The sequence below is a fragment of the Candidatus Endoriftia persephonae genome (assembly GCF_023733635.1).
Classification (GTDB): Bacteria; Pseudomonadota; Gammaproteobacteria; order Chromatiales; family Chromatiaceae; genus Endoriftia; species Endoriftia persephonae.
This window is the reverse complement of record NZ_CP090569.1, coordinates 1,237,440-1,251,592: the sequence shown is the minus strand read 5'-3', so window position 1 is coordinate 1,251,592 and position 14,153 is coordinate 1,237,440. Positions and strand designations below refer to the sequence as shown.

Below are 14,153 nucleotides of genomic sequence, written 5' to 3'. Positions count from 1 at the left end.
GGTTGCTCATACTACTGCGAAACCCCATCCGAATGCATATTCCTGATCAAACCCGGCCGAGGCGCTATCATCCCGCCCATGAAACTCCCCATCGAACAGATTAGGGTACTGCTGGCCGAGGCCCGCAGCGGTAATCGGCGGCGGCTGGTGGTGGTCTCAGGGGCAGAGCCGTGGTGCCATGAACTTACCACAGAGATCATCCACCAGGCCCCGCTGCCGGAGTGTCGCTGGATCGGCGGGCAGGCCCCGGAAGGGCTGCAGGCATCCCCCCCGGGGCGTCCGGTCGGCTGGCTCGGTGGGGAGAGCTCACACCTGGTCTACGACGCCTTCAGCGGCTTCGACCCTAACCTGTTTGGCGCCGCATCGGGCACCCTGCGTGGCGGTGGTCTGTTGCTGCTGCTGGCCCCGCCGCTGGACGAGTGGCGCAACTACCCCGATCCACAGCAGGCGCGTATCCGAGTGGCCGGTTTTGAGGATCAGCCACTCGCCGGACGCTTTCTGCAGCGCCTAGCGGAGATCATCCGGGAGGATTCGGCAAGCCTGATCCTGCAACAGGATCACCCCATGCCACCCCTGCCCGTTCCTCTGCCAGCTTCTCCATCTGCAGCGCCGAATGACCCGGAGTGCCGCACCCAGGACCAAGCCGAGGCGGTGGGGGCGATCCAGCACTGCATGACCGGTCACCGCCGCCGGCCAGTGGTACTGATCTCCGACCGCGGCCGTGGCAAAAGCGCGGCTCTGGGGATCGCCGCAGCACGGCTGCTGCTAGGGGACAGCTGCAGCGAGATCAGCGTCACCGCCCCTCGTCTGGGGGCCTGCGACGCCCTGTTCCAACAGGCGGCTCGGCTACTGCCAGACGCAGAAGTCGGGCGTGGCACGATCCACGATCAACAGGGCCGCATCCAGTTTGCCGCGCCGGATGAACTGATCCACTCACCTCGCAAGACCAGTCTGCTGCTGGTGGACGAAGCGGCGGCCATCCCCACTCCCCTGCTCGAACAGCTGCTGGAGCGCTATCCGCGCATCGCCTTCGCCACCACCATCCACGGCTACGAGGGGAACGGTCGAGGTTTTGCAGTGCGTTTCCGCCAGCATCTGAGTGAACGCTGCCCCCAGTGGCGGGAGATCCACCTCGAACAGCCAATCCGCTGGTCCCCGGATGACCCGCTGGAACGCTTCCTGTTCCGCGCCCTGGCGCTGGACGCCACGCCGGCAAAGATTGCAGTACCGCCGCAGGGCCGAGAGCAGGCGCTGCAATTTGAGTGGCTCGAGCGGGACCAGCTCATCGCAGATAGACAATCTCTCACCGATCTGTTCGGTCTACTGGTCCTGGCCCACTACCGCACCTCGCCCCTCGACCTCTATCAGCTGCTGGATGGCCCCAATCTGCAGATCGCGGTCGCACGCCAGCAGGGGCGCATCATCGCTACCGCGCTGGTGGCTCTCGAGGGCGGTTTTTCCGCTGAGATGGCGGAGGCAATCCGCCTCGGTGAGCGCCGCCCACGAGGCCACCTACTAGCCCAGTCCCTCAGCGCTCACCTGGGCATGCAACAAGGCGCTTGCTTGCGCGGCGCACGCATCATGCGCATCGCCGTCCACCCCAAGCTACAGCGCCGCGGCATCGGCTCCCGCCTGCTCGGGCTGGCCGGTGAGATGGCCAACGAACAGCGCCTCGACTACCTGGGGGCCAGCTTTGGCGCGACCCCGGAGCTACTGCAATTCTGGCAACAGCGCAGCTTTTCACCACTGCGAATCGGCCTGAGACGCGGCGCCAGCAGCGGCAGCCATTCACTGCTGGTAGTGCAGCCGATCTCCAGCGAGGGGCGGCAGATCTTGCAGCTGGCACACCGACGCTTTCACCAGCAGTTGCCTCAGATGCTGGGCGATCCACTGCGCGAACTCGATCCGACCCTGGCGCTGCAGCTGCTGAGCTGCCCCCCTGCCCGGCCAGCCATCGCGCTCGATCCACAGGACTGGCTCGACCTGCAGGCATTCGCCTTCGCCAGACGGGGGTTCGAGATCACCCTGCCGCCAATCCACCGCCTGACCCTGCAGGGGCTGCGGGATGGAGCGCCACTGGCAGTTGAGATGGAGAGACTGCTGCTAGTGAAGGCGGTACAGCACCACAGCTGGGCAGAGACAGCGAGCCGCTGCGGGTTTTCTGGCCGCCGTCAGACCGAAGCTGCGTTGCGCGAGGCGGTACGAGCGCTGATGCACCACTACAGCGATGTCAGGCCCGCCAGTACAGGGGAATAGACTCCCCACCGACAAAACTCCGGCTGCCAAGCACTGCCCTGAAAAAGCATCCAAAAGGGGGTATTAGGGCGTTCCACGCAGACCTGTCAGCTGCTCAATTAGCAAGCACCTTCAGAGCCTGTCGATCGAGTTTGCCCATGCGGTTGCAGGGTAAAGATTCGAGCTGGACAAAGCGTCTGGGACGCAGTGCAGAAGGGAGTTGCTCCCTCGCCCACTGCTCAAGAGCATCGCAGGAGATATCCCCCACATAGAAGGCCACCAGCCGCTCACCCCAGACTGGATCATGGCTCGATGTCACGGCGGCAGCCGTCAGCCCAGGGCAGGCCTGCAGGCATTGCTCCACCTCCTGCGGGTGGATATTGCGGCCGCCGCTGATCAGCATATCATCGGCCCGCCCCAGCAGGCGCAGCTGCCCCTGTTCGCTCAGTTGCCCCAGGTCGCCGCTCTCGAACCAGCCATTTTCCAGCCCAGCGCCCGGCTGCAGCTGGGGATTGGCGTAGCCGACCATCAGTGCCGGGCCTCGCAGGCGTATCCGCCCCACCCCGTTCAGCTGCAGCTCGAAACCGGCCAGCGGTGCACCCACCACACCGGCCTCTAATCCCGCCTGCTGGCTGTCATCCATCAGGCACATGGAGCCGGTCTCGCTCATGCCGTAGCTGATCACCAGTGGCCAGCCCAGCTGCCGGGCGCGCTGCGCCAGTCGGGGTGAAAGCGGGCCACCGCCGATCAACGCCACTCTCAGGCTGTCGGGGGGCGAACAGGTTTCGGCATGATCGAGCAGCCGTGACAGCATCGCTGGCACCAGCGAGATATGGGTTGCCCGATAGCGATGCAGCGCATCCCACACCCGCACCACATCAAATCCCTGCTGCAACACCACCCCCGCCCCTGCGCGCAAACAACGATAGAGGATCGCCAGCCCGGCGATGTGGTAGAACGGTAGGCAATTGAGCCAACGGTCGGCGCTGCCCAGCCCCAGCGCGGCGTTGACCGCAGCGGTGCTGGCAGCCAGGCTGGATGCCGAGAGCATCACCCCTTTGGGGTCGCCTGTGCTGCCACTGGTGGCGATAATCAGCAGGACTCGGTCGGGGGAGTCACTCGGCACCACTTTGCAGACTGGAACTGGCCCTGCCCCACTATCGCCCAACAGGTAGGCTGCAGGAATCAGCCTGACTCCCGCAGGGTGATCGGCAGAGGGCTGATCGGTAATCAGCAGACGACAGCCGCTCTGCTGCAACAGGCGCTGACGCCGCTCTGGCGCCAGTTGCGGATCGAGCGGCAGCAGCGCGACCCCCAGTCGCGCGCCGGCATACAAAAGCAATAGGAGCAACTGGGGGTCGGCACTAAGCAGACCGACCACCCGATCGGCCGGCTCCAGCGGCAGGCGGCGGCTGAAGCGCGCCACTTGCTGTTCAAGTTCCGCATAGCTGACCTGTCGATCCGCCAGCCAGATGGCTGGTCGTGAGGGATAGCGACCTGCGGCGTGGAGCAACCAGTCGCCGGGCCATTGAGAAAGTTCAGCTGCCACCTAACTCTGTCTCATCATTCTGTGTTCGACTGAAGTCAAACCTACCGACCATCCTAAGGGAGCGCTGATAAATTAATCGATCCCAGCCGCCCCCCAGCATCGGGCGATTTTTTCGCCGGAATAGCGGCATATCGTACATCGCATCCTCCACCGCTTCGTCCGGGAGCGAGAACCAATGCTGGAGGAAATAGAGCCGCAGCATCCGAGCCAGCCCCACCGATGGGCGGCCTCGCTTGCCCTTGGGGTAATGCGGTTCGATGAGCGACGCCAGCTCTGGCCAGGATACCAGGGCCTCCGTTCACTTCAGAAATGCCGCCTTACGCGTGATGCATTGCTGTCGCTCTTGGCCCAGTGAGGCTGGGCCAGGTTGCTACATGTCAGAGTCCTCTGTCTCGATATCGCCGCTCGGATTATCCCATCTTCATGGCCGGAGTAACCGATTAAATCAGTGGTTCCATAGCCGTGTTGCACGTCAGAGAGGTGCAGAGAAAAACCAATGATCTCAAGCGGCTCCACAATGCGCTGAACGAGATGTCTATTAAATGCACTGGAGATAACTATTCGGTCGTTAACTGCCCGATTATCGACGCGCTGTTCCCAAGCGGCCAGTGAAGGACAATGCTCGATACCTGCCGGAACCTTCCCGTTTCCAGGTTGACTAACTGAGTCGTGCACTCTAGATTGGCCGCTTCAGTTAACTCCGAAATCATTACCAATGCTTCGTCGTCTGTTAATCACATGGCTGGTCGTCTCTATCCTCGGTTATGGGATGGCGTTGGCCGCTGATGTGCATAATGAACTGTTGACGGACCAGACTCACGCGATTGGCGATCACGCAACAAACCCGGCCGATATGGACGATGCGAGCGACAGCGACCACTGCTGTCACGGAATCATCCATCTCCTCGGCCTGAACAGGGCTGAAGCGATTAAACTGTCAGCCGATCGTGGCATTTTGCGGACTACCTATCCTGTTTCGATAGTCTCCTCCCCCCCTGCGTTCCTTTTCCGCCCTCCAATCTCTGCCTGATTTTCGTCTCACCCGCGCCTGCTATAAACCCACCTGCTGCTTGCCAGGTTAGCGTTTGTAACGGGTTCTCGTTGTTTACGAACTTACGGAATTCAGGTTATGTCGTTCTCCATCTGCACGCCTGCAGGCCTGTTCGCCTGCCTATTAACCCTTACTGCCTGGACACCAGCGGCGCTTTCCAAGGGGCAATCACCCCATGACATGGAAGTTCAGCAACTGGCTGCCATCATCAACCGCGCACTGGAATCAAACCCTGAGATAGAGGCGGCTCAAGCTGCCGTGGACGCTGCTCAGGCACGGCTTGTCGGCGCCGGTCTGCCGCTGAACAATCCGGAGCTGGAGCTGGAGGCCGAGCGCACCGACATCAGCACCTACACCCTCGGCATCAGCCAGACCATTGACTGGTACGATAAACAGGACGCCCTGAAACAGGCGATGCAGGCGGAACTGAATGCCGCCCGAGCACGCGTTGCCGCCCTGCGGTTGACGAAGTCGGCCGAGCTGCTCAATGCGCTAGGCAGGATCTCCACCCACCACGAAATCACCACTCTCTCCAAGCGCCGAACCGGGATACTGGAGCGCTTCGCCCGGCTCGCGGAGCAGCGTCATGCCTCCGGGGACATTCCACAGGCGGAGATGGAACTGGCCCGTCTGTCGCTGGCAGAAGCGGTCATGCAGCACGCCGGCAATGGCGCTGAACTCATCCAGGCCAGAAGTGACTTTTTCAGTCTCAGCGGCCAGATACCAGGCAGCGGCGTCAAGTTTCCCGACCGGCTACCCGCTGCGCTGCCCCACACCTCGGATGATGAGGCCCTCGCCCGGAATCATCCACAGGTGCAAGCCGCCCAACAGATGGCTGGTGCAGCCCGGCAGCAGATTCATGCCGCGGATCAGGCGCGCAAGGCCGATCCCACCTTCGGTCTGAGAGCAGGACGCGAAGCCAGCGAAAACCTGGTTGCGCTCACTTTCTCCATCCCGCTTCAGATCAGAAACGATTTTCGCAGCACTGTAGATGCCGCACAGGCAGAGGCGCTGCAGGCGGAGCAGGAGGCGCATCAAGCCTACCGGAATCTACTGGCCCGACTCATGAGTGCGCGTAAGCGTTACAAACTGGTGGCCGATGCCTGGTCCCTGTGGGTCTCTCTGGGACAGACCAGTCTGCAACAACGTATCGATCTGCTGGAGACCCAGTGGCAAGCCGGTGAGATGAGCACCACCGACTACCTTCTGCAGGTGCAACAGACCCTGGATACACAAATCGCGGGGGTCAGACTTCACGGCGATCTGTGGGACGCCTGGGTCGAGTGGCTAAACGCCTCCGGCACCCTGAGCCCGTGGCTGAACAAAACATCGAAGGAGCAGTAACCAATGCATATTAACAAATGGAGCCTCTGCCTCCTGACCCTCATCTTCCTTTACGCCAATCCGCTTTCCGCTGCGGATGAACATGATCACGACCATGCTGAGGAATCATCAGAGGCTAACCACGGCGATGAACATGGCCATGAAAATGAGCATCAGGATGAACACGGTCATGAAGAGGAAAACCGTGTTCATCTGAATGACGAACAGCGCCACAGTGCCGGGATCCGGGTGGAGAGATTGACCCTTCACCCCATTCCCACAGAGATCGAAGCCCCGGGGGAGATCCGGCTCAATGCTTACGCCTCCAGCCAGGTCACACCACGCATCGAGGCCCAGGTTATAAAGCGCCATGTCCGCCTTGGCAGTCATGTCTCCACAGGCCAGCCCCTGGTGACTCTCTCCAGCGTTACCATGGCCGAGGCCCAGGGCGACCTGTTGGTAGCCACCCAAGAGTGGCAACGGGTGAAAAAGCTGGGGAAGAAGGTAGTGTCGGAACGGCGCTATCTGGAAGCCCGAATCGCCTATCAGCAGGCTCGTGCCAAGCTGCTGGCCTATGGCATGACCGCCAGCCAGGCCGACCGGCTGGTCAAAGGGAACACGATCAGTCAGGCAGACGGACGCTTTACCCTGCTCTCACTCCAACAAGGCACGGTGATTCGGGATGACTTCATCCTCGGTCAAATGGTGGAGCCAGGCCAGCTACTGTTCGATATCACCGATGAATCCCGGCTCTGGGTTGAGGCCCGGATCAATCCAGAATCACTATCCCACCTCAAGATCGGTGCGCCTGCACGAGTACAGGCAGGCGGGAAGTGGATAGAGGGTAAGGTCATCCAGATCCACCACGCGCTGGACGAGACCACCCGCACCCTGGCAGTTCGCCTGGAGATTGCCAATCCGGCAGACCGGCTGCACCCCGGTCAGTTCGTAACCGCGAGGATCCAGACCGGCGAGTCAGGACAGACCGCCCTCACCCTGCCACTGGATGCCGTACTACGCAGCCCCGACGGTGATTGGCAGGTCTTCGTGGAAGAGGAGCCAGGGGAGTTCGAGCCTAAGGAGGTGGAACTGGTCCGGCAACTGCCCGGACTGGCCGTGATCGAAGGGCTGGAACCGGGAACCCGGGTGGTCACCCAGGGAGCCTTCTTTGTGCAGTCGGAACTGGCCAAGTCCGGTTTCGCGGTCCACAACCACTGAGGGCGACACCATGTTAAACAAGCTGATCGACTGGTCGGTAGCCAATCGCCTGCTGGTGGTGCTCGGCCTGCTGGCCGCACTGGGCGCGGCGGTTACCCTGATACCCCGCCTCAATCTCGACGCCTTTCCCGACGTCACCAATGTTCAGGTGCAGATCAATACCGAGGCCCAGGGACTGGCCGCCGAGGAGGTGGAGCAGCTCATTACCTATCCCATCGAGGCAGTAATGTATGCCCTGCCTGATGTCGAAGAGGTCCGCTCCATCTCCAAAACCGGGCTCTCCGTGATCACCGTGGTCTTCAAAGAGGGGACCGATATCTACTTCGCCCGTCAGCTGGTCTTCGAGCGGCTGCAGGATGCCAGGGAGGAGATCCCCGAGGGCGTGGGTACACCGGAGATGGGCCCCAACACCTCCGGCCTGGGACAGATCTATCAATATATCCTGCGCTCCGACGATCCAGAAAAGCACGATGCCATCGCCCTGCGCAGCCTCAACGACTGGGTAGTGAAGCTGCTGCTCCTGCCGGTGGACGGCATCACCGACGTGCTCTCCTACGGTGGCGAGGTGCGGCAATACCAGGTGCAGGTCGACCCCCGCAAGCAGCTCGCCTACGGCATCAGCATTGATGAGATCGCCGAAGCCATCGAGGCCAATAACCGCAACGCCGGCGGCTGGTATCTCGACCGTGGCGCGGAGCAGCTGGTGATCCGGGGCGTGGGTTGGCTGCGCGCGGGCGAAGATGGGCTGCGTGACATCCGCAACATCCCGTTAAAAATCGAAGACGGCGTGGTGGTGCGCGTGCATGACATCGCTCAGGTCGCCTTCGGTGGCGAGATCCGCCAGGGTGCCGTGACCATGACACGTCGCAGCGCCGCAGGAGAGTCGGAACCTTTGGGTGAGGTGGTGGCCGGTATCGTGCTTAAACGTTTGGGGGCGAATACCAAGGCGACCATCGATGCAGTCAAGGCACGCCTGCCCGCCATCCAGCAGGCGCTACCCGATGGCGTCACCATCGAGCCCTTCTATGATCAGGCCGATCTGGTGGAACAGGCGGTGGAGACCGTCAGCCGGGCGCTCACCGAGGCCTTCATGCTCATCGTGGTGGTGCTGGTGCTATTTCTTCTGAATATCCGCGCCACCCTGCTGGTGCTGATCTCGGTGCCACTATCGGTCGGGCTGGCCCTGACCGCCATGAGCTACTGGGGCCTCTCGGCCAACCTGATGTCCTTGGGCGGCCTGGCCATCGCCATCGGCATGATGGTGGACGGCTCGGTGGTGATGATGGAGAACATTTTCAAGCACCTCACTCACCCGGACCAGGAGCACCTGGAAAAGATCGAGAAAGAGGTAGCACCGGGTGATCTTGATCCCTACGACGCTGCCCAGGACCACCACGGCATCCCCCTGCGCATCCAGCAGGCAGCTCGTGAGGTGGGCAGGCCAGTCTTCTATGCCGTGATCATTATCATCGTGGTTTTTGCCCCCCTGTTCACGCTGGAAGGTGTCGAGGGCAAGCTGTTTCAGCCGATGGCCATCTCCATCGTGCTGGCCATGCTAACCTCCCTCGCGGTAGCGCTGGTGGTGATGCCCGCACTCGCCACCTATGCCTTCCGCCGGGCCGTCAAACATCGCAACAGCCCGGTCTTCCTGCCACTGGAGTGGTTCTACCGGCACTCTCTTCGCTTCGCCCTTAAGGTGAAATGGCTGGTGGTGCTGATGGCCTTGGGGATGTTCGCGGGGGCCATGATGCTGGTGCCAAAGCTGGGCACCGAGTTCGTACCGGAACTGGAAGAGGGCACCATCAACATCCGGGTGACCCTGGCCCCTTCCGCCAGCCTGGAAACCGCGTTGGAGGTGGCCAACCGACTCGAAAAACGCCTCATGAACTTCCCGGAGGTGACCTACGCCTCCAGCCGGGTGGGCCGTCCCGAACTGGGCGGCGACCCGGAACCGGTCTCCAATGTGGAGATCTACGTAGGCTTGAAGCCGGTCGAGGAGTGGACCAGCGCCAGGGACCGTTTCGGCCTGCAGAAGCTGTTCGAGGCAGCCCTCTCGGTGCATCCGGGACTGCTCTTCAGCTTCTCCCAGCCCATCGCCACCCGCGTGGACGAACTGCTCTCGGGCGTCAAGGCGCAGCTGGCGATCAAACTGTTCGGTCCGGACCTCAACGTACTCGCTGAAAAAGGCAAGGCCATCGAGGCGCTAGCCCGTGGGGTCGATGGTACCCGCGGCGTAGAGATGGAACAGATCGCCGGCGAGGCCCAGCTGACCATTCGTCCCCGGCGGGATCTGTTGGCCCGCTACGGTATCCCGGTTTCACAGGTCATGGACCTGGTCGCCGACGGCATTGGCGGCACCAAGGCCGGCCAGGTGATCCAGGGTAATGAACGCTACGACATCACCGTGCGTCTGGCGAAGGCCTGGCGCAAGGATACGGAGACACTGAAACAGCTGGTATTGCAGGCCCCCGGTGGCGCCTGGGTGCGCCTGGGCGAAGTGGCCGATGTGGTGATCGAGTCCGGCCCACCGCAGATCCGCCGCGATGATGTGCAGCGCCGGGTGGTGATCCAAGCCAATGTGGAGGGCCGTGACATGGGGGGGCTGGTGGCGGAGCTACGCCAACGCATCGCTGAGGAGATCGACCTGCCGGCCGGTTACTCGGTGGTCTTTGGCGGGCAGTTCGAGAACCAGCAGCGGGCACAACAGCGGCTGATGATCGTGGTGCCGCTCTCTCTCGGCCTGATCTTCCTGCTGCTCTACTTCGCCTTTCATTCCGTGGGCCAGGCGTTGCTGATCATGCTCAACGTGCCGTTGGCGTTGATCGGCGGTATCGCCGCTCTCTACTGGACCGGCCAGTATCTCTCGGTACCCGGCTCTATTGGTTTCATCGCCCTGTTTGGTGTGGCGGTGCTCAATGGCGTGGTGATGGTCAACGCCATCAACCAGAACGTCGAAGCCGGGGTGCCGGCCGCCGATGCGGTCTTCCGTGGCGCCCTCTCCCGTCTACGCCCAGTACTGATGACCGCCGCCATTGCGGCACTGGGGCTGATCCCGATGCTGATCTCCACCGGCGTCGGTTCCGAGGTGCAGCGCCCGCTGGCGACCGTAGTGGTCGGAGGGCTGGCATCGAGCACCCTGTTGACCCTGTTCGTCCTGCCCACCCTCTACCGGGTGTTTTCAAAGGGGATTCAGTCCAATGCTTCTCAGTAATTATTCAGCCCATTCAGCCAGGGGAGGAACATGGTGAGTCGCTCAGTCGAGCCCGAGTGCGCCGGCTGATGAAGCAACAGGCCCTGGAGGCCTGGAGCCAGCGAAAATTCAAGGCAACCACCCACTCGAATCACGGTCTTCCTGTGGCGCCGCGCCATTTGAACCTAGAGTTCCAGGTAGAGGCACCAGATGGAGTATGCGCCGGTGACATCACATACATCCGCACCAAGGAACCTCTAATTAAGTCTGGACGAAGCCGATTGTGATTCAGAATATCCAGATTCAAGGCGAAAATCGCACGTAAAGCTACCGCTTCCTGCTCATGCTCCTCCCCTACAGGGATGTAGGGGATAGCTGGCTATTGCGAACGACCGCATGGATGCAGGAGGTAGAGTAACGCATGGAGCCGTTGCCGAGATTTGCCACGCAGAAGCTGGATATTCTGGGCACAAGATACGCGTTCATGACGTGATCAGAGGTTCCCTAACCCACCACCAGTGATACCGAGCCAGGAAAGCCACAAAGCGGGAGATATTTGAATATATTGAGGTATTTTATAATGCCAGGGGCGCCCCTCAACTATCGGCCACCAAACGCCCTTAGGCTATGAGCAAGCCGAAAAATTGTGTGATTATTTGTCCGGAAAAATCTTGCCACATCATAAGCTTGCCAGTTCTTATTTCAGGCCGCGAAAATATAGTGGGTCAGGTACCAACCCCTACTACTTTTCAATTCCGTAACGTTTCATCTTCTCCCATAGGTTTTTACGTGAGATGCCGAGAGAACCCGCAGCCTGGTTTATTTTGCCATGATTTTCGGCTAATGCCTTGTTGATTGCCTTACGCTCTGCTTCTTCAATCGATTGCCTCAGCGTCGTCGTGCTGATCTCGTGGGTGTTGCTATCCAGGGTCAGCAGGTCTCTGGCGCCGATCCAAGGAGCGTCACACAAGGCGATAGCCCGTTCAATAATATTCTTAAGCTCACGGACATTTCCTGGAAATGACATGGATTGAAGCTGTAACTCAGCTTCTTTTGACAACCCTTTGATAGAGCTTCCGGATTTTTTTACCAATTCACTTGCGAACAGTCTTGCGAGATAGACGATGTCTTCCGGACGCTCCCGCAACGGAGGAATATCCACATGAATGACATTAAGGCGCCAATAGAGATCAGACCTAAAATCATTGTTCTTAATGGACTCATCCAGGTTTACTTGGGTTGCGGCAATAACCCTGACATCCAGAGTGACCGATTCCACCCCACCTACACGCTCGATTTCACGCTCCTGCAGGACACGTAGTAGTTTGACCTGTATATCAGGTGATACTTCGGCGATCTCATCGAGAAAGATAGTCCCCCCTTGGGCCTGTTCAAAGCGCCCTATACGCCGCTGGGTTGCGCCGGTGAATGCCCCTTTCTCATGGCCAAAGAGTTCACTTTCAATCAGGGTGGAGGATAGGGCGGCACAATTAACCTTGACCATTGGCCCCTGGGCTCGGAGACTGTTGTTGTGGATCAGGGTGGCAACCACCTCTTTACCAACACCGGACTCACCTGTGAGCAATACTGAACTGTCACTCTCACCAAGGCGCGCCACCAACCGCTCGATCTTGCGCATCGCAGAGCTCTTTCCGAGGTGCCCACTGCCTGCTTTGAAGCTGTTGTTGTCAGCACCTGAATTGCCCAGCGTTAAACGAGTATCTGCGATGCAGGAGAGATGGTGTTCTACCTTTTTAATAAAATCGCTGATTTCAAACGGTTTGGTCAGATAATCTAGGACACCGGATTTAACCAGGGTGACCGCATCTGATACGTCACCATAGGCTGTCATGAGGATCACTGGGATTCCGGGAAACCGGCGTGACATATCGGTAAACAATTCAATCCCTGTGCCATCGGGCAAGCGGATATCGGTGATAACAAGATCGACATCACCTTTCTCAAGCTCTTTTCTGGCACTGGCTGTATCACATACGGCGTGCACTGGGATATTTTCAAGGCGTAGTCTGTCTTCAAGTGACAGGCGCATGATTTCATCATCTTCAACCAAGAGTACACAGTAGTCACTGAAATCGTTACTATCCAGCATTGGCTCAAAATTATTTTGCATCAGGCAGCCTTCATCACATTAACCGGTACAGCAACAAGGAACGTAGTACCCTGCCCTTTCTCGCTATTCACTTCAATGATTCCTTGCATGCTTTGGACTTGGCGATAGACCACCCAGAGACCTAATCCAGTACCATTGGGTTTGGTAGTGAAAAAAGGATCAAACAGCTGATTCCTTATGCTGGATGGAATGCCTGGACCATTGTCCCTGACTTCGATGATCAGGTGTGGTCCATCTTGATACATGCAGAAAGTGACGGTGCCACCATCTGGAAGTATTTCTACCGCATTCTTTAGAAGATTACAGACGATCTGTTCAACCTTTCCAGGTATGTGACGATCTTTATCTGTGTTGTTTTTCCAGATGACATTTATATCCCTGCCTCCAATCTCAGCTATTATCAGATCATGTAGCTTATCGATATGTTCAATAGCTACTGTTTCATCGCTCTCTTCATTCTTTAGCCCCACAAGCAGATTGTGAACGATCTCTTTGATTCGGTGCAGCCCTTGATCGATGACCGGCAAGTAACGATCAATAAGTTCTTTATTATTAGGGTGTTTGCGCAGTGTATCGATACAGTTTAGAAGACCGGCAAGAGGGTTATTGACTTCATGGGCCACACCCGCGGTGATGCGGCCAAGCGCGACCAGTTTTTCACTCATTGCGATCTCCTCTTCAAGCATCTTTTTTTCAGCTAATTCCGCCATAATTTTGTTGAAGGTGACACTGAGACGCCCGATCTCATCTCTCTCTTTTACGGGGATAGGTGCAAAATCCGTCATTTCACCTCGCCCTACCGCTTCCAGTCCTTGTGTAACTGCAGTAAGAGGCTTGACCATGCGCCTGGAAACAATGGTACCCAGAGCACTACCGATAATGACGAAACAGAATATCAAGGCAAGAACAATGACCGCGGTGTTTTTGGTCTTTTCATATAACGGAGCGACAGACAAACGAACTCGAACCACACCCATATATTTTTGATCGGAGAAGAGGGGGACAACACCTTCCTGAAAACCTCTCTTTGAAAAACCACCAATGCTTAACACAATGGGAGCTCTTGCGCTCATGGCCTGTTTGAAAAGGTCCTGCTCAATACTATTTTCAGATGAAAAAGGAAGGCCCATTGGATTTTTAGCGGGATTAAGATGTGCCTGAACCCTGCCCTCTGCGTCAAGTATCATTGCTGTTAAGACTTCATGACTTCCTCTTGTTCCTGGTCTTCTGGATGCCATGTTCTTCAGGCTTATGTAGAGTAACCAGTAGTCCTTGCGCAGCATTGCCTTGGGTGTAGTGATGGCAACCGATTCGGATAGCAGGAGGGCCTTTTCCCCCAATTCATCATGAAAACGTTTCCAATCCTGCACAACCATAACAGCTCCGATCATGAAGCCGACAGCGGCCACAACAGCTGTGATTGTAAGTGATAACTTTATCGCCAATGGCCAAGATC

General features: G+C 58.7%; 7 protein-coding genes and 1 pseudogene. 4 read left to right on the top strand and 4 right to left on the bottom strand.

The genetic code is table 11. The features are described 5' to 3' along the window. Positions 1-78 precede the first annotated feature (78 nt). A complete protein-coding gene (locus tag L0Y14_RS05670) occupies positions 79-2,256 on the top strand; it encodes a tRNA(Met) cytidine acetyltransferase TmcA (protein WP_006474165.1) in 2,178 nt (725 codons plus the stop codon). 94 nt (positions 2,257-2,350) lie between these two features. Here the strand turns inward: L0Y14_RS05670 and L0Y14_RS05665 are convergent, their stop codons facing one another. Together L0Y14_RS05665 and L0Y14_RS05660 are read right to left on the bottom strand one after the other, a co-directional pair. Then, the gene (locus L0Y14_RS05665; protein WP_006474166.1) at positions 2,351-3,784 is read right to left on the bottom strand and encodes a class I adenylate-forming enzyme family protein; all 1,434 of its coding nucleotides are present in this window, start codon (positions 3,782-3,784) and stop codon (positions 2,351-2,353) included. A 130-nt stretch (positions 3,785-3,914) separates the two neighbouring features. After that, a pseudogene (locus L0Y14_RS05660) lies at positions 3,915-4,079 on the bottom strand (transposase); the annotation flags it as partial. 834 nt (positions 4,080-4,913) lie between these two features. On the opposite strand from L0Y14_RS05660, the gene L0Y14_RS05655 reads away from it, so the two are divergent. The 3 genes from L0Y14_RS05655 to L0Y14_RS05645 are packed head-to-tail and all read left to right on the top strand — an operon-like array spanning position 4,914 to position 10,587. Further along, positions 4,914-6,179, top strand: coding sequence for a TolC family protein (locus L0Y14_RS05655; RefSeq protein ID WP_005963154.1), 1,266 nt, complete (start codon positions 4,914-4,916; stop codon positions 6,177-6,179). A gap of 3 nt (positions 6,180-6,182) precedes the next feature. Continuing rightward, positions 6,183-7,376 carry an efflux RND transporter periplasmic adaptor subunit gene (locus tag L0Y14_RS05650; protein WP_040818989.1) on the top strand — a complete coding sequence of 398 codons (1,194 nt, stop codon included), beginning with the start codon at positions 6,183-6,185 and terminating at the stop codon, positions 7,374-7,376. A gap of 10 nt (positions 7,377-7,386) precedes the next feature. After that, positions 7,387-10,587: an efflux RND transporter permease subunit gene (locus L0Y14_RS05645; protein WP_006474171.1), complete on the top strand. Its 3,201-nt coding sequence runs from the start codon at positions 7,387-7,389 to the stop codon at positions 10,585-10,587. A 721-nt stretch (positions 10,588-11,308) separates the two neighbouring features. Here the strand turns inward: L0Y14_RS05645 and L0Y14_RS05640 are convergent. After that, a complete protein-coding gene (locus L0Y14_RS05640) occupies positions 11,309-12,697 on the bottom strand; it encodes a sigma-54-dependent transcriptional regulator (RefSeq protein WP_006474172.1) in 1,389 nt (462 codons plus the stop codon). Beyond that, on the bottom strand, positions 12,697-14,142 hold the full coding sequence (locus L0Y14_RS05635) for a sensor histidine kinase (RefSeq protein WP_240991600.1): 1,446 nt from the start codon (positions 14,140-14,142) through the stop codon (positions 12,697-12,699). The genes L0Y14_RS05640 and L0Y14_RS05635 overlap by 1 nt, the downstream gene beginning before the upstream one ends. Between the last annotated feature and the right edge of the window lie 11 nt (positions 14,143-14,153).

What these genes read in the sequence shown, in the direction of transcription:
- L0Y14_RS05670 (WP_006474165.1), top strand. Translation starts at nt 79, where the DNA reads ATGAAACTCCCCATCGAACAGATTAGGGTACTGCTGGCCGAGGCCCGC.
- L0Y14_RS05640 (WP_006474172.1), bottom strand. Translation starts at nt 12,697, where the DNA reads ATGCAAAATAATTTTGAGCCAATGCTGGATAGTAACGATTTCAGTGAC.
- L0Y14_RS05655 (WP_005963154.1), top strand. Translation starts at nt 4,914, where the DNA reads ATGTCGTTCTCCATCTGCACGCCTGCAGGCCTGTTCGCCTGCCTATTA.
- L0Y14_RS05650 (WP_040818989.1), top strand. Translation starts at nt 6,183, where the DNA reads ATGCATATTAACAAATGGAGCCTCTGCCTCCTGACCCTCATCTTCCTT.
- L0Y14_RS05645 (WP_006474171.1), top strand. Translation starts at nt 7,387, where the DNA reads ATGTTAAACAAGCTGATCGACTGGTCGGTAGCCAATCGCCTGCTGGTG.